This is a genomic window from Pseudomonas taeanensis MS-3, assembly GCF_000498575.2.
Taxonomy (GTDB): domain Bacteria; phylum Pseudomonadota; class Gammaproteobacteria; order Pseudomonadales; family Pseudomonadaceae; genus Aquipseudomonas; species Aquipseudomonas taeanensis.
Map to the genome: position 1 here is coordinate 834,047 of NZ_AWSQ01000001.1, position 13,781 is coordinate 847,827.

At 62.0% G+C, this 13,781-nt stretch carries 14 protein-coding genes; 4 read left to right on the forward strand and 10 right to left on the reverse strand.

Annotated features, from left to right (window positions below; genetic code table 11):
* Positions 1-56 precede the first annotated feature (56 nt).
* The 5 genes from TMS3_RS03595 to TMS3_RS03615 form a co-directional block, all read right to left on the reverse strand.
* Positions 57-437 carry a RidA family protein gene (locus TMS3_RS03595; RefSeq protein WP_025163885.1) on the reverse strand — a complete coding sequence of 127 codons (381 nt, stop codon included), beginning with the start codon at positions 435-437 and terminating at the stop codon, positions 57-59.
* A 102-nt stretch (positions 438-539) separates the two neighbouring features.
* Positions 540-2,648 carry a bifunctional GTP diphosphokinase/guanosine-3',5'-bis pyrophosphate 3'-pyrophosphohydrolase gene (spoT, locus tag TMS3_RS03600; RefSeq protein ID WP_025163886.1) on the reverse strand — a complete coding sequence of 703 codons (2,109 nt, stop codon included), beginning with the start codon at positions 2,646-2,648 and terminating at the stop codon, positions 540-542.
* Between the two features lie 60 nt (positions 2,649-2,708).
* A complete protein-coding gene (gene rpoZ, locus TMS3_RS03605; RefSeq protein WP_025163887.1) occupies positions 2,709-2,972 on the reverse strand; it encodes a DNA-directed RNA polymerase subunit omega in 264 nt (87 codons plus the stop codon).
* A 116-nt stretch (positions 2,973-3,088) separates the two neighbouring features.
* Positions 3,089-3,709 (reverse strand): guanylate kinase, encoded by a 621-nt coding sequence (gmk, locus tag TMS3_RS03610; protein ID WP_025163888.1) that lies wholly within the window; start codon positions 3,707-3,709, stop codon positions 3,089-3,091.
* A 114-nt stretch (positions 3,710-3,823) separates the two neighbouring features.
* Positions 3,824-4,687, reverse strand: coding sequence for a YicC/YloC family endoribonuclease (locus TMS3_RS03615; RefSeq protein WP_025163889.1), 864 nt, complete (start codon positions 4,685-4,687; stop codon positions 3,824-3,826).
* A 142-nt stretch (positions 4,688-4,829) separates the two neighbouring features.
* On the opposite strand from TMS3_RS03615, the gene rph reads away from it, so the two are divergent.
* Together rph and TMS3_RS03625 are read left to right on the forward strand one after the other, a co-directional pair.
* Entirely contained in the window at positions 4,830-5,552 is a 723-nt protein-coding gene (gene rph / locus TMS3_RS03620; protein ID WP_025163890.1) for a ribonuclease PH, read from the forward strand.
* 28 nt (positions 5,553-5,580) lie between these two features.
* Entirely contained in the window at positions 5,581-5,952 is a 372-nt protein-coding gene (locus TMS3_RS03625) for a DUF4870 domain-containing protein (protein WP_025163891.1), read from the forward strand.
* Positions 5,953-6,012: 60 nt separating this feature from the next.
* Here the strand turns inward: TMS3_RS03625 and TMS3_RS03630 are convergent, their stop codons facing one another.
* The gene (locus tag TMS3_RS03630) at positions 6,013-6,792 is read right to left on the reverse strand and encodes an exodeoxyribonuclease III (RefSeq protein ID WP_025163892.1); all 780 of its coding nucleotides are present in this window, start codon (positions 6,790-6,792) and stop codon (positions 6,013-6,015) included.
* Between the two features lie 92 nt (positions 6,793-6,884).
* On the opposite strand from TMS3_RS03630, the gene pyrE reads away from it, so the two are divergent.
* Together pyrE and TMS3_RS03640 are read left to right on the forward strand one after the other, a co-directional pair.
* Positions 6,885-7,526: an orotate phosphoribosyltransferase gene (gene pyrE, locus TMS3_RS03635; protein ID WP_025163893.1), complete on the forward strand. Its 642-nt coding sequence runs from the start codon at positions 6,885-6,887 to the stop codon at positions 7,524-7,526.
* A gap of 24 nt (positions 7,527-7,550) precedes the next feature.
* Positions 7,551-8,144 (forward strand): DUF4124 domain-containing protein, encoded by a 594-nt coding sequence (locus TMS3_RS03640; protein WP_025163894.1) that lies wholly within the window; start codon positions 7,551-7,553, stop codon positions 8,142-8,144.
* A gap of 220 nt (positions 8,145-8,364) precedes the next feature.
* On the opposite strand, the gene argB is transcribed toward TMS3_RS03640, so the two are convergent.
* The 4 genes from argB to coaBC all read right to left on the reverse strand — a co-directional run bounded on the left by argB (position 8,365) and on the right by coaBC (position 13,600).
* Positions 8,365-9,270 (reverse strand): acetylglutamate kinase, encoded by a 906-nt coding sequence (gene argB / locus TMS3_RS03645; protein WP_025163895.1) that lies wholly within the window; start codon positions 9,268-9,270, stop codon positions 8,365-8,367.
* 27 nt (positions 9,271-9,297) lie between these two features.
* The gene (gene algC / locus TMS3_RS25405; protein WP_200929609.1) at positions 9,298-10,692 is read right to left on the reverse strand and encodes a phosphomannomutase/phosphoglucomutase; all 1,395 of its coding nucleotides are present in this window, start codon (positions 10,690-10,692) and stop codon (positions 9,298-9,300) included.
* Between the two features lie 1,213 nt (positions 10,693-11,905).
* Positions 11,906-12,361, reverse strand: coding sequence for a dUTP diphosphatase (dut, locus tag TMS3_RS03655; protein WP_025163897.1), 456 nt, complete (start codon positions 12,359-12,361; stop codon positions 11,906-11,908).
* Positions 12,362-12,391: 30 nt separating this feature from the next.
* On the reverse strand, positions 12,392-13,600 hold the full coding sequence (gene coaBC / locus TMS3_RS03660) for a bifunctional phosphopantothenoylcysteine decarboxylase/phosphopantothenate--cysteine ligase CoaBC (protein WP_025163898.1): 1,209 nt from the start codon (positions 13,598-13,600) through the stop codon (positions 12,392-12,394).
* Between the last annotated feature and the right edge of the window lie 181 nt (positions 13,601-13,781).

Consider the following 13,781-nt stretch of genomic DNA (forward strand, 5'->3'; position numbering starts at 1 on the left):
AGGCGTGCTGCGCTGGGCCAATGAAAGTGGCGGGGTGACGAACCCCGCCGGGGTACTTAGTCGAGTACTACGATAGCGTCCATTTCCACCGCCGCGCCGCGCGGCAGAGCGGCTACGCCGATGGCGGCACGGGCCGGGTAGGGCTGCTCGAAATAACGCCCCATCACCTCGTTGACCGTGGCGAAGTGCGACAGGTCGGTGAGGAAGATGTTCAGTTTTACGATGTCTTTGAACGAGCCGTCAGCGGCCTCAATCACTGCCTTGAGGTTTTCAAACACCTGCACGGTCTGCGCCTCGAAGCCTTCGACCAGCTCCATGCTCTGTGGGTCCAGCGGGATCTGCCCGGACACATACACGGTGTTGCCGGCCTTGATCGCCTGGGAGTAGGTGCCGATGGCGGCCGGCGCTTTGTCGCTATTGATAACGCTCTTGCTCATGAGTTTCTCCTGGTGAGGGTAGGGGGCATCGCCCGCCAAAGGATTTAGCGAGCGCGGTGAGCTCAAGCCCACTCTAATGGGAATGAGTGTATTGGCATGTACTTAGGCGCGAACCCGGGTGATGCGAATGACCCCGGCGAGCGCACGCAGCTTCTTGATTACGCGGGCCAGGTGCACGCGGTCATGCACGCTGACCACCAGTTGCACGATGCTGATGCGACCATCGCGCTCGTCCATGCTGATCTTCTCGATATTGCCATCGGCGGCGTTGACGCTGCCGGCCAGCAAAGCAATTAGTCCGCGCTGGTGTTCCAGTTCGATGCGCAGTTCGACATTGAACTCGCCGACCACATCCTTGGCCCAGGACAGCTGGATGCATTTTTCCGGGTTATGCCGGATTTCGCCGATATTGCGGCAGGTTTCCAGGTGCACCACCATGCCTTTACCGGCGGACAGGTGACCCACGATAGGGTCGCCGGGGATCGGTGTGCAGCATTTCGCGTAGCTCAGCACCAGGCCTTCGGTGCCGCGGATCGCCAGCGGGCCTTCGGCACTCGGCAGTTCCTCGCCGTCGCTGGCGAGCAGGCGGCGGGCCACCACGTAGGCCATACGATTACCCAGGCCGATATCTTCCAGCAGGTCTTCGATGACTTCCAGGCGATATTCGGCGAGCACCGCTTGCACCCGTTCGTGGGTGAGCTTGTCCAGATGGCTGTTGAAGCTGGCCAGCACCTTGTTCAGCAGACGCTCGCCGAGGCTGATCGACTCGGAGCGGCGTTGCAGTTTCAGGGCGTGGCGAATGTGCGTGCGGGCCTTGCCGGTGACCACGAAATTCAGCCAGGCCGGGTTTGGGCGGGCGCCGGGGGCGCTGACGATTTCCACCGTAGAGCCGCTTTCCAGGGCTTGCGACAGCGGCGCCAGGCGGCGGTTGATGCGGCAGGCGATACAGGTGTTACCGACATCGGTATGCACCGCGTAGGCGAAGTCGACCGCGGTGGAGCCTTTCGGTAGCTCCATGATGCGGCCCTTGGGCGTGAACACGTAGACCTCGTCGGGGAACAGGTCGATCTTCACGCTTTCGATGAATTCAAGCGAGTTGCCGGCGCGCTGCTGCATTTCCAGCACGCCCTTGACCCACTGGCGGGCGCGGGCGTGGGTACCCTTGGGTTGATCTGTATCGTTGGACTTGTACAGCCAGTGCGCGGCAATGCCGTTGTTGGCCATCTCCTCCATTTCGCGGGTGCGGATCTGGATTTCGATGGGCACGCCGTGCATACCGAACAGGGTGGTGTGCAGCGACTGGTAGCCGTTGGCCTTGGGGATCGCGATGTAATCCTTGAAGCGTCCGGGCAAGGGTTTATACAAGTTGTGCACGGCGCCGAGTACCCGATAGCAGGTGTCGACCTTGTCGACCACGATGCGAAAGGCGTAGACGTCCATTATTTCGTTGAACGCCCGGCGCTTGCCGCGCATCTTCTGGTAGATACCGTAGAGGTGCTTCTCGCGTCCGAGCACGTCGCCCTCCAAGCCTTCGCGGGCGAGGCAGTGGGTCAGCGACTCTTCGATCTTGTTGACGATTTCCTTGCGGTTGCCGCGCGCGCGGCGCACGGCGATGCGGATGCGCTCGGAACGCATCGGATGCATGGCCTTGAACCCGAGGTCCTCGAACTCCACCCGCATGCTGTGCATGCCCAGGCGATTGGCGATCGGAGCGTAGATTTCCAGGGTTTCCTTGGCGATGCGTCGGCGCTTCTCGCCGGATAGCACTTCCAGGGTGCGCATGTTGTGGAGGCGGTCGGCCAGCTTGACCAGGATCACGCGGATATCGCGGGCCATGGCCATGGCCATCTTCTGGAAATTCTCGGCCTGCGCCTCGGCCTTGGTCTCGAAGTTCATCTGGGTCAGCTTGCTGACCCCGTCTACCAGTTCGGCCACGGTTTCGCCGAACTGCGCATGCAGCGCTTCCTTGGCGATCCCGGTGTCTTCGATCACGTCATGCAGCATGGCGGCCATCAGGCTTTGATGGTCCATGTGCATGTCGGCAAGAATATTCGCCACCGCCAGGGGATGGGTGACGTAGGCTTCGCCGCTACGTCGGCGTTGGCCGTCGTGGGCTTGTTCGGCGTAGAAATAGGCACGCCGGACCAGGTTGACCTGGTCGGTGCCGAGGTAGGTCGAAAGTCGACCGGCGAGGGCGTCTATGCTCGGCATGGATGTTCTCCGTACCGATTGTTATGACCCTGCGCCGTATGACGTCGACCCGGCATAAACTTACTGAGGCTCGTTGGCCTCTTCCTCGAATGCCGCAAACAGCGGTTCTTCTTCGACGATTTCAGCTTGTGCGATGACGTCGTAGTCGACCAGGCCAGCAGCGATTTCGCGCAGGGCCACCACGGTCGGCTTGTCATTTTCCCAGGCCAGCATCGGCTCTTTGCCGCCGGTGGCGAGTTGGCGCGAACGCTTGGTGGCAAGCATGACCAACTCGAAGCGGTTCTCAACGTTGTCCAGGCAGTCTTCGACGGTTACGCGGGCCATGGTGTTCCTCGTAGCAAAATGCAGATAAAGCTGGGCCCGAATGGGCGAGCGGACTAAAGAGTTTAAAAAAACCCCCGCATTAAGGGAAGCACTGATTTATCCGGGGCCGCGGCGGGTCAGGCCAGCAGCTCGCTGAGCAGGCCAGCGTGACGCTGCTGTTGCGGACTCTGCAGCAGCTGGTTGGCGCGGAAAATGGCTCTCAGGTCGCTGAGTGCGTGGGCGAAGTCGTCGTTGATCAGCAAGTAATCGTATTCGACATAGTGGCTCATTTCGCTGACCGCTTCACGCATGCGTTGTTCGATGATTTCCCCGCTGTCCTGACCGCGGTTGGTCAGGCGGTGACGCAGAGCCTCCTGAGTTGGCGGCAGAATGAAAATCGACTTGGCCTGGGGCATCAGGCGGCGTACCTGCTGCGCGCCCTGCCAGTCGATCTCCAGAATCAGGTCGAAGCCTTCGGCCAAGGTCTGCTCGACCCACTTTTGCGAGGTGCCATAGAGGTTGCCGAAGACCTCGGCATGCTCGAGGAATTCGTTGTTGTCGAGCATGCGGGTGAACTGCTCGCGGTTGGTGAAGTGGTAGTTCACCCCCTCCACTTCGCCCGGGCGCATGGCGCGAGTGGTGTGGGACACCGAGACGCGAATCAGCGCCTCACTGTCGAGCAGCGCCTTGACCAGGCTGGTCTTGCCGGCGCCGGAGGGTGCAGAAATGATGTAGAGGGTGCCGGTGGTGATGGACATAAACAATTCTCGGGTTGGATCTGATTTACTCGTTTCACTCGCTCGGCGAGCCAGCCTTTGGCTGTCGCTCCGTATTCGTTGCAGAGCAACGCGGCATAGCCTAGCGCAGTCGTTTTATTCGATGTTCTGTACTTGTTCGCGCATCTGCTCAATCAGTACCTTGAGGTTGACCGCGGCCTGAGTGCTGCGTGTGTCGAAGGCCTTGGAACCGAGGGTGTTGGCTTCGCGGTTGAGCTCCTGCATCAGGAAGTCCAGGCGTCGACCCGCAGCACCGCCGGCCCCGAGTACTCGCCTGACTTCACTGACATGGGTGCTCAGGCGGTCCAGTTCCTCGGCCACATCGCTTTTCTGCGCGAGCATCACCAGTTCCTGCTCCAGGCGTTGCGGATCGAGTTCGGTCTGCATTTCACTGCAACGCTCAAGGATCTTCTGCCGTTGCGTGGCGAGCATCTGCGGCACCAGTTCGCGCAGGGCCGTGACTTCCTCGAGGATGCTGTCCAGGCGCTCGTTGAGCAGCTTGGCCAACTCGGTCCCTTCGCGTGAGCGACCGCTCTTCAGCTCGTTCAGCGCTTGCTTGAACAGCGTCAGCGCGGCTTTGTTGAGCGCCTGCGGATCGGCAGCATCGGCCACCAGCACGCCAGGCCAGCCGAGCACTTCCAGCGGGTTGAGGGGGGCCGGTTGCTTGATCAGGCTGGCCACGCTCTCCGCGGCGGCGATCAGCTGGGCGGCGCGTTCGCGGTCGACTTGCAGGGGCTTGCCGGCGCTGTCTTCGGCGAAGCGCAGGGTGCATTCAACTTTGCCCCGCGATAACCCTTGGCGCAGCGCCTCGCGTGCGGAGCCTTCCAGATCACGGAAGGCGTCCGGCAGGCGCAGGTGCGGCTCCAGGTAGCGGTGGTTGACCGAGCGCAGCTCCCAGCTCAGGGTGCCGTGAGCCGTTGCCTGTTCGACGCGGGCGAAGGCCGTCATGCTATGGATCATGGGATAGACCTCTCGGTAAGTCGGGGGCGAAAAACGCCGGATTGTAACGCAGTGCGTCGGTCGCTCCCAATTCGACATGTCGTCGTCGTCTTGCGCGCCCTATAATGCCGGACAGATTTCACTCCAGAGCAGGTATTCCTCGATGAAACGTCCCAGCGACCGCGCCGCCGATCAGTTGCGCTCGATCCGCATCACTCGCAATTACACCAAACATGCCGAAGGTTCGGTGCTGGTGGAGTTCGGTGATACCAAGGTGATCTGCACGGTCAGCGTCGAGTCTGGCGTACCGCGCTTCCTTAAAGGTCAGGGCCAGGGCTGGCTGACCGCCGAGTACGGCATGCTGCCGCGCGCCACCGGCTCGCGCAACCAGCGCGAGGCAAGCCGTGGCAAGCAGGGTGGGCGCACCCTGGAAATCCAGCGGTTGATTGGCCGTTCGCTGCGCGCCGCGTTGGACATGTCCAAGCTGGGTGAGAACACCTTGTATGTCGACTGCGACGTAATCCAGGCCGACGGCGGCACCCGCACCGCGTCGATCACCGGTGCCATGGTCGCGCTGGTTGATGCATTGCGGGTAATCAAGAAGCGCGGCGGCCTGAAAGGTGGCGACCCGCTCAAGCAGATGATTGCCGCGGTGTCGGTGGGCATGTACCAGGGTGAGCCGGTGCTCGATCTGGACTACCTGGAAGACTCCGCTGCCGAGACCGACCTCAATGTGGTGATGACCAGCAGCGGCGGTTTCATCGAAGTGCAGGGCACCGCCGAGGGTGCGCCGTTCCAGCCGGAAGAGCTGAACGCCATGCTGGCCTTGGCACAGAAAGGCATGGCCGAGCTGTTCGAACTGCAGCAGGCGGCGCTGGCAGACTGATACACGGCAAAGCATAAGGAGAGCGATGATGGGCGAGAACGAGCAAGCACCGGTGCCCGTACCGAGTCAGGAAGCCCGGCAGTGGGCGATGTTCTGTCACTTCTCGGCCTTCCTCGGGTTCGTTTTTCCCTTCGGCAGTCTGATTGGTCCGCTGATCGTCTGGCAGCTGAAAAAGGACCTCGATCCCTTTGTCGATGAGCAGGGTAAAGAGGCGCTGAACTTTCAGATCAGTGTGGCCATTGCCTTCATGATCAGCGTGTTGCTGATGCTGGTAGTGGTGGGTTTCCTGTTGGCCAGCCTGATCGCCATAGGTGCTCTGGTCATGACGATCATTGCCGGGATCAAGGCCAACGAGGGGCAACCCTATCGCTACCCGTTCTGCTGGCGGCTGATCAAGTAGCTTGCTCCCCAGCAAACAAAAAGCCGGCATCTAGCCGGCTTTTTGTTTGCTGGGTATTGCTTACACGCTGAGCGTCCAGTCGTAATCGACGGTCAGCGGTGAGTGCTGCGAGAACCGTGGCTGCCGAGGCAACCGCGCGCTGCGTACGCTACGACGCATGCCGGGCGTGAGCAGCTGATAGTCGAAGCGATAGCCCAGGTTGAGCAGCTCTGCCTGCTCGTTGTCCGGCCACCAGCTGAACTGGTCGCCCTCACGGCTGACTTCGCGCAGGGCATCGACATAGCCCATGCTGCCGGTCACTTCATCCAGCCAGGAGCGTTCAGGTGCAAGAAAACCGGGCGATTGCTGGCAGTCGCGCCAGTTCTTCACGTCCAGCTTCTGATGTGCCACGTAGAACGAGCCGCAATAGATGTACTCACGGCGCTTGCGGCGTTGCTTGTCCAGATAATGGGTGAAGTCGTCCATGAACTTGAATTTTTGGTTCAAATCCTCGTCGCCGTTCTGCCCGGATGGCAGTAACAGCGTGGCGATACTCACTTTGTCGAAATCAGCCTGCAGATAACGCCCGTAGCGGTCGGCCATTTCAAAGCCGAGGCCGCTGATTACCGCCTTGGGTTGCAACCGCGAATAGAGTGCCACGCCACCTTGGCTTGGCACTTCAGCATCGCAGGCATAGAGGAAATAGCCATCCAGTTGGAAGGCTTGGTCGTCCAGTTCAAAGGCGGAGGCACGGGTGTCTTGCAGGCAGATCACGTCGGCATTCTGCGCTTGCAGCCAGCTGAGCAAACCGCGCTCGACTGCAGCGTGAATACCATTCACGTTCACACTGATGATCCGCATAAATGGCCCCCAAAAACACGTGCGTGTATGATACCCGAGCTCGTCTCCATTAGGTGAGTTCCTAGCCAAATCCGTGCCGTCCGGGGCTTTTCATGCAAGCGTATCAGCGCGAATTCATTCGTTTTGCCATCGAGCGCGGAGTATTGCGCTTCGGTGAGTTCACTCTCAAGTCTGGGCGTACCAGCCCGTATTTCTTCAACGCCGGGTTATTCGACAGTGGTCTGGCGCTGGCCAGGTTGGGGCGTTTTTACGCCGCAGCAGTGGTCAACAGCGGACTGTCCTTCGATGTGTTGTTTGGTCCGGCCTATAAAGGCATTCCGCTGGCGGCGACCACCGCGGTAGCGCTGGCCGAGCATCACCAGCGTGATCTGCCCTGGTGCTTCAACCGCAAGGAAGCCAAGGCGCATGGTGAGGGCGGCACCTTGGTCGGTGCGCCTCTGGCGGGTAGAGTGCTGATCATCGACGACGTGATCACTGCCGGTACGGCTATCCGTGAGGTGATGCAGATCATCCAAACGCAGGGTGCGCAAGCTGCGGGCGTGCTGATTGCGCTGAACCGCCAGGAGCGTGGCCAGGGTGAGTTGTCGGCGATCCAGGAGGTCGAGCGCGACTTCGGCATGCCGGTAGTGAGCATCGTGTCACTCGAGCAGGTGCTTGAATACCTGGCGGACGATGCCGAACTCAAGCAGTATTTGCCTGCGGTGCAGGCCTATCGCGCCGAGTACGGAATCTAACTCTCGATACAAGGTATGACTCCGATGCCCAAACCGGCTCTGATGCGGTGTTCGCTGTTGCTCGGTTTACTGTTGCCGCTCGTGGCGCAAGCCACCGAGCTGTATCGCTATGTCGATGATCATGGCGTCACCGTGCTCAGTCGCCAGGGGGTTCCGCCGGAGTTCATCGGCAAGGGCTACGAGGTGCTCAATGATCAGGGGCGTGTGGTCAAGGTGATTGCGCCTGCGCCGACTGCCCAAGAAAGGCAGCGCCTGCTGGCGGAGAAGGCCCGCGCCAGCTCGGATGCGCAGTTGTTGCGGCTGTATTCCAACCCCGCCGATGTCGACCGGGCGCGTACGCGCAAATTGGCCGAGCTGGATGGGTTGATCGGTGTGGCGCGGGGTAATTTGCAGTCGGCGCGCGCTCAGCAGGCCAATTTGCAGAGTCAGGCGGCCGAGCATGAGCGGGCCGGACGCAAGGTGCCGGCGAATTTGCTGACGCAAATGGATAGTCAAAAAGCCGAACAGCAACGCCTGCAGGCTGACATCAGCCGCTATCAGGCAACCCGTCAGCAAGCCGAGACCAGCTTCGCTGCCGATCACGCGCGACTCAGCGAGTTGCTTGGGCAGCGCCGCTGAGCGCTGATTCCTGCTGTGTGGGTTGCGTAGCCGCTAACTTTCTCGCGAAATCACATCGGCCCTGATTGGTTGCGGGCGACGCATGCCCGTGACAGATCGCACTCACTCGCTCATGTAGACATGAAGATCCAGGCGCGCTCGCAGGCGTGATGCGCGGGGCAACGGACCAGGCGGCTCGATTACTCGGCATGACTGATCCGTTCGCAGGCCAATGCTCGGCTCAGGCGCGTTTGCGGTTGCAGATCAGGGTGCCGACGCCGCTGTCGGTGAAAATCTCCAGCAGCACCGCATTGGGCACCCGGCCATCGATGATATGCGCGCTGATCACGCCGCCTTGCACCGCCTCCAGGGCGCAGCGGATCTTTGGCAGCATGCCGCCGTAGATGGTGCCATCGGCGATCAGGCCGTCGACCTGTTCGGTGGTGAGGCCGGTCAGTACCTCGCCCTGCTTGTCCATCAGGCCGGCGATGTTGGTCAGCAGCATCAGCTTCTCGGCCTTCAGCGCCTCGGCGACCTTGCCGGCGACCAGGTCGGCGTTGATGTTGTAGGACTCGCCGTCCGGGCCGACGCCGATCGGCGCGATCACCGGAATGAAGTCGCCCTTGACCAGCATGTTCAGCAGGTCGGTATTGATCCCGGTGACCTCGCCGACATGACCGATGTCGATGATCTCCGGCTGGGTCATCTCCGGGGTCTGGCGGCTTACCTTGAGTTTCTTCGCGCGGATCAGTTCGGCGTCTTTGCCGGTCAGGCCGATGGCGCTGCCGCCGTGGCGATTGATCAGGTTGACGATGTCCTTGTTGACCTGGCCGCCGAGGACCATTTCCACCACGTCCATGGTCTGCGAGTCGGTGACGCGCATGCCGTCGACGAAGTGGCTCTCGATCGAAAGGCGCTTGAGCAGGTCGCCGATCTGCGGGCCGCCTCCATGCACCACCACGGGATTGATACCGACTGCCTTCATCAGCACGATGTCGCGGGCGAAGCTGGTCTTCAGTTCGTCGCTTTCCATGGCATTGCCGCCGTACTTGACCACCAGGGTCTTGCCGACGAAGCGACGGATATACGGCAGGGCTTCGGATAGAACCTTGGCCACCTGAGTGGCTGCATCACGTTCGAGGGTCATGCGGGACTCCAATACTAATTCGGCAGATCAAAACGGCAGATTAAGGTCGGGTGCAACGCCGTGCAGCTGGGTGCGGAATACCTGTTTGATCCGCTCCAGCTCTTCGTCGCTCTCGGCCTCGAAGCGTAGCACCAGCACCGGCGTGGTGTTGGAGGCGCGAACCAGGCCCCAGCCCTTCGGGTAATCGACGCGCACGCCATCCAGGGTGGTGATGTTGGCCTCGCCCCAGGCGCCGTTGCGTTGCAGGGCATCGATGATGCTGAATTTGCTCTGTTCGGTGACCTGGATATTGATTTCCGGGGTGGAAATATCGCTGGGGAAGGCGGCGAACACCTGCTCGGCATCGCGCTTGTCCTGGCTGAGAATCTCCAGCAGGCGGGCGGCGGCATAGATGCCGTCATCGAAACCGAACCAGCGTTCCTTGAAGAAGATGTGCCCGCTCATTTCGCCGGCCAGCAGGGCGCCGGTTTCCCTCATTTTCTTCTTGATCAGCGAGTGGCCGGTTTTCCACATCACTGGACGGCCACCGTAGCCACTGATCAGCGGGGTCAGGCGACGGGTGCATTTGACGTCGAAGATGATGTCGGCGCCGGGATTGCGCGACACCACGTCCTTGGCGAACAGCATCAGCAGGCGATCCGGGTAGACCATGGTGCCGGTATTGGTCACCACGCCGACGCGATCACCATCGCCGTCGAAGGCCAGGCCAAGATCGGCCTTTTCAGCTTTCACCTTGGCAATCAGGTCGACCAGGTTTTCCGGCTTGCCTGGGTCCGGGTGATGGTTGGGGAAGTTGCCATCGACGTCGCAAAACAGCGGAATTACCGTGCAGCCCAGTGCTTCGATCAGCTGCGGGGCGATCACCCCGGCGGCGCCGTTACCGCAGTCGACCACCACTTTCAGCGGCTTGGCCAGGGCGATGTCGTCACGGATCTGCTTGAAATAGCGCTCCAGCACGTCGACCTGTTCGACAGTGCCGACACCGCTGGCGAGGTCGTTGTTATCGATGCGGGTCTTTAGTGCCTGGATCTGTTCGTTGGCCAGGGTGTCGCCGGCGATGACGATCTTGAAACCGTTGTAATCCGGTGGATTGTGGCTACCGGTGAGCATTACTGCGGACTTGCCGCTGAGGATGTTGGCGGCGTAGTACACCACCGGGGTCGGCACCATGCCGACGTCACTGACCGTGCAGCCGCAGTCGAGCAGGCCTTGGATCAGGTGCTGCACCAGCTCGGGGCCAGACAGTCGGCCGTCGCGGCCCACCGCAACGTTCGGTTCGCCCTGGGCCAAGCTTTGCGAGCCAATTGCGCGACCGACCCAGTAGGCGGTTTCCGCAGTCAGGCTGGTGCCGACCACGCCGCGGATGTCGTAAGCGCGGAAGATATCGGCGGGCAGTTTTGGCGCGAGGTGCGGGGTATTCATAACGGGGGTTTGCTCCAGTCCCAGGAGATCCTGGTCTTCGTCGAGAAAATCGATATCGAGGATATCGGCGTCTTGAAACAGTGGGTCGACCAAGTCGGCCGGTTCGCTTGGCGCGGCGGCGGTCGCTTGGCCGGCGTCGCTGCGGGGGGTATCCGCGGACGCGTTGGTCGCTGTGGCATAGGCGCGTCGCGGCAGGCGTGCCAGGGCTTGGGCCAGGCTGTCGAGCGCCGGCAAACCCAGGCTGAAGACTTTGACGGACTTGCCCGTGGAGAGTTCATTGAGCAATTGGCCGAGTTGCCGTACGTCATCGCGCAGGCGCCGCTGTAGGCCGCTATGCACTAGATACAGGCCGAGTAGAACACCGGCCAGGGCAAGCGACAGGACCAGGCCGAGCAGGGGCAGCGAGAAAGCCGCCTCAGTCAAGGCGGGGCCAGGGGTAAAGCTGAGTGTCCAGTGGGGATTGCCGCTGCTGAAACGCTGGGCCGCGCCCTGCGCCTGACCGCGTTGCGTCAGCAGTTGAGGGGTGGTGTTGCCGAACTGCTGCAGGAGCTGCACCTGGCCTACCTCGGCCGGCAGCGGGGGGATACTGGCCAGCAGGCGCTCGAGCTCGACCGCCAGCAGCAGGGTGCCTTGCTGCGGCTGATCATCACTCAGACGCACCGGTGCGGCGCTGTAGACCAGCCAGCGCTGGTCGATTTTGTAAGCCTCGACGGCCGGCGTCTGCCCCTTCTCCACACGGCGCAGCATGTCCAGTGCGGCAAAATTCATCGGTGCGCGGCGGTTCATGTCCTGCACCGCCTGACCGGGAGCATTGAGGTGCGCGTCGACCACGCCATGCCAGTAGCTGAGGTTGCGCTCGGCGCTGTGAATCGCCTCGGTTTCCTGACTTTGCAGGGCTTCCAGTAGTTGCGGGTTGTGCGCAGCGGCTTGGGTGTCGGCAGCCAGCTGTTTCAGTGCTTGTTGCAGGGCTGCTGCTTGTCCGCCCCCCCAGGCCTGGCTGAGTTGCGCTTGTTGTTGTTGGTGAATGCCGTCGAATACCGCAAACCAGAGCAGCCCTGCCGCAAGCGCCAGGCCAGCGCCGGCGGCCAGTAAGCCCGGCAGCCAGGTCTTGGCTTCGGGCTTTTTCGGGCCTGGCGCGGCATCCTTGGCGGTGCGTTTGAAGCCTTTCATTGAACGTCTCCTTGGCATTTCATCCTGAAGTGGTGAGCGTCACTCAATGACTACCGGAGTGCCCGAAACCCCCGGCGCCACGCTGGCTTTCATCGAATTGCTCGACCAGTTCAAAGTGCGCCTGCACCACTGGCACCAGGATCAGCTGGGCAATGCGCTCGCCAATGGCCACGGTGAAGGCGCTCTGCCCACGGTTCCAGCACGAGACCATCAGCTCGCCCTGGTAGTCCGAGTCGATCAGGCCTACCAGGTTACCGAGCACGATGCCGTGCTTGTGGCCGAGTCCGGAGCGCGGCAGGATCATCGCGGCCAGTCCGGGGTCGCCGATATAGATCGACAGGCCGGTGGGGATCAGCACGGTTTGTCCCGGCTGCAAAGTCAGGTCGCTCTTGAGCATGGCGCGTAGGTCGAGGCCGGCAGAGCCGGGGGTGGCGTATTGCGGCAGGGGGAATTCGTGGCCCAGGCGCGGGTCGAGGATCTTGGCTTGTAAAGCGTGCATGTCAGGCTCTGTAGTCGATGAATAAGCGCATCAGGTGCGCGGCAGGCGCTCGGCGATAAAGTCTACCAAGCGGCGGGCGATCTTGCTTTTACTGGTCTGGGCGAAGCTGCTGGGCTGTAATTCACGGTCAATGATGGTGATGGCGTTGTCCTCACTGTTGAAGCCGATGTCGGGGTTGGCCACATCGTTGGCGACAATCAGGTCGAGGTTCTTGTCCTTCAGCTTGCGTGAGGCGTATTCCAGCAGGTTCTCGGTCTCGGCGGCGAAGCCGACGCTGAACGGGCGGTCGCTGCGGCTGGCCAGGGTGGCGAGGATATCCGGGTTGCGCACCATTTGCAGGAGCAGGCCGTCGCCGCTGCTGGGGTCTTTCTTCAATTTGTGCTGGGCGACCACTTCTGGGCGGTAATCGGCGACGGCAGCGGCGGCGATCAGCACATCGCAGGGCATTGCCGCTTCGCAGGCGGCGAGCATGTCGCGGGCGCTGATCACGTCAATGCGGTTGACCCGGTCGGGGGTCGGCAAGTGTACCGGGCCGCTGATCAGGGTGACCTGGGCGCCGGCTTCGGCGGCGGCTTCGGCGAGGGCAAAGCCCATTTTGCCGGAGCTGTGGTTGGTGATGTAGCGCACCGGGTCGATGTTTTCCTGGGTCGGTCCGGCAGTAATCAGCACGTGTTTACCGGTCAGCGATTTGCGCTCGAAGCAATCGGCGGCGCGCTGCGCCAGCTCCTCGGCCTCGAGCATGCGACCCAGGCCGACGTCGCCACAGGCCTGGCTGCCGGCAGCGGGGCCGAACAGGCGCAGGCCGCGCTCGGCCAGCAGCAGGGCGTTGGTCTGGGTGGCCGGGTCGCGCCACATCGCCTGGTTCATCGCCGGCGCCAAGACAACCGGGGCATCGGTGGCCAGCACCAGGGTGGTCAGCAGGTCGTCGGCGACGCCCTGGGCCAGGCGCGCCATCAGGTCGGCGGTGGCCGGGGCGATCAGCACCAGATCGGCCCAGCGAGCCAGCTCGATATGACCCATCGCGGCTTCGGCGGCGGGGTCGAGCAGGTCCAGATGGACCGGTTGGCCGGACAGTGCTTGCAGGGTCAGCGGCGTGATGAATTCGCAGCCTCCACGGGTCATCACGACTCGCACGTCGGCGCCTTGATCCTTGAGTCGGCGGACCAGTTCGGCGCTCTTATAGGCGGCAATGCCGCCGCCCACGCCGAGGATGATGCGTTTCCGATACAGCCGCTGCATAGGCCTGCCTTTAGTCAAGGTGGATGTGCGCCACGGCGATGACGCCTCCCCAGGCCAATCGCCGCGCGAAAAGATGGGCTACGATAGCACAGCGCCCGCACTGGAACAGCGGGGCCCAGCAGGCCGGATGACCACGCCCGGTAGTTTTCACAAGACCTGCATCGCTCGACACGGAGGTTTT

Bases quoted from the DNA above. Each gene is read 5' to 3' on its own strand.
- TMS3_RS03595 (WP_025163885.1), bottom strand. From the start codon at position 437: ATGAGCAAGAGCGTTATCAATAGCGACAAAGCGCCGGCCGCCATCGGC.
- spoT (WP_025163886.1), bottom strand. From the start codon at position 2,648: ATGCCGAGCATAGACGCCCTCGCCGGTCGACTTTCGACCTACCTCGGC.
- rpoZ (WP_025163887.1), bottom strand. From the start codon at position 2,972: ATGGCCCGCGTAACCGTCGAAGACTGCCTGGACAACGTTGAGAACCGC.
- gmk (WP_025163888.1), bottom strand. From the start codon at position 3,709: ATGTCCATCACCACCGGCACCCTCTACATCATTTCTGCACCCTCCGGC.
- TMS3_RS03615 (WP_025163889.1), bottom strand. From the start codon at position 4,687: ATGATCCATAGCATGACGGCCTTCGCCCGCGTCGAACAGGCAACGGCT.
- rph (WP_025163890.1), top strand. From the start codon at position 4,830: ATGAAACGTCCCAGCGACCGCGCCGCCGATCAGTTGCGCTCGATCCGC.
- TMS3_RS03625 (WP_025163891.1), top strand. From the start codon at position 5,581: ATGGGCGAGAACGAGCAAGCACCGGTGCCCGTACCGAGTCAGGAAGCC.
- TMS3_RS03630 (WP_025163892.1), bottom strand. From the start codon at position 6,792: ATGCGGATCATCAGTGTGAACGTGAATGGTATTCACGCTGCAGTCGAG.
- pyrE (WP_025163893.1), top strand. From the start codon at position 6,885: ATGCAAGCGTATCAGCGCGAATTCATTCGTTTTGCCATCGAGCGCGGA.
- TMS3_RS03640 (WP_025163894.1), top strand. From the start codon at position 7,551: ATGCCCAAACCGGCTCTGATGCGGTGTTCGCTGTTGCTCGGTTTACTG.
- argB (WP_025163895.1), bottom strand. From the start codon at position 9,270: ATGACCCTCGAACGTGATGCAGCCACTCAGGTGGCCAAGGTTCTATCC.
- algC (WP_200929609.1), bottom strand. From the start codon at position 10,692: ATGAATACCCCGCACCTCGCGCCAAAACTGCCCGCCGATATCTTCCGC.
- dut (WP_025163897.1), bottom strand. From the start codon at position 12,361: ATGCACGCTTTACAAGCCAAGATCCTCGACCCGCGCCTGGGCCACGAA.
- coaBC (WP_025163898.1), bottom strand. From the start codon at position 13,600: ATGCAGCGGCTGTATCGGAAACGCATCATCCTCGGCGTGGGCGGCGGC.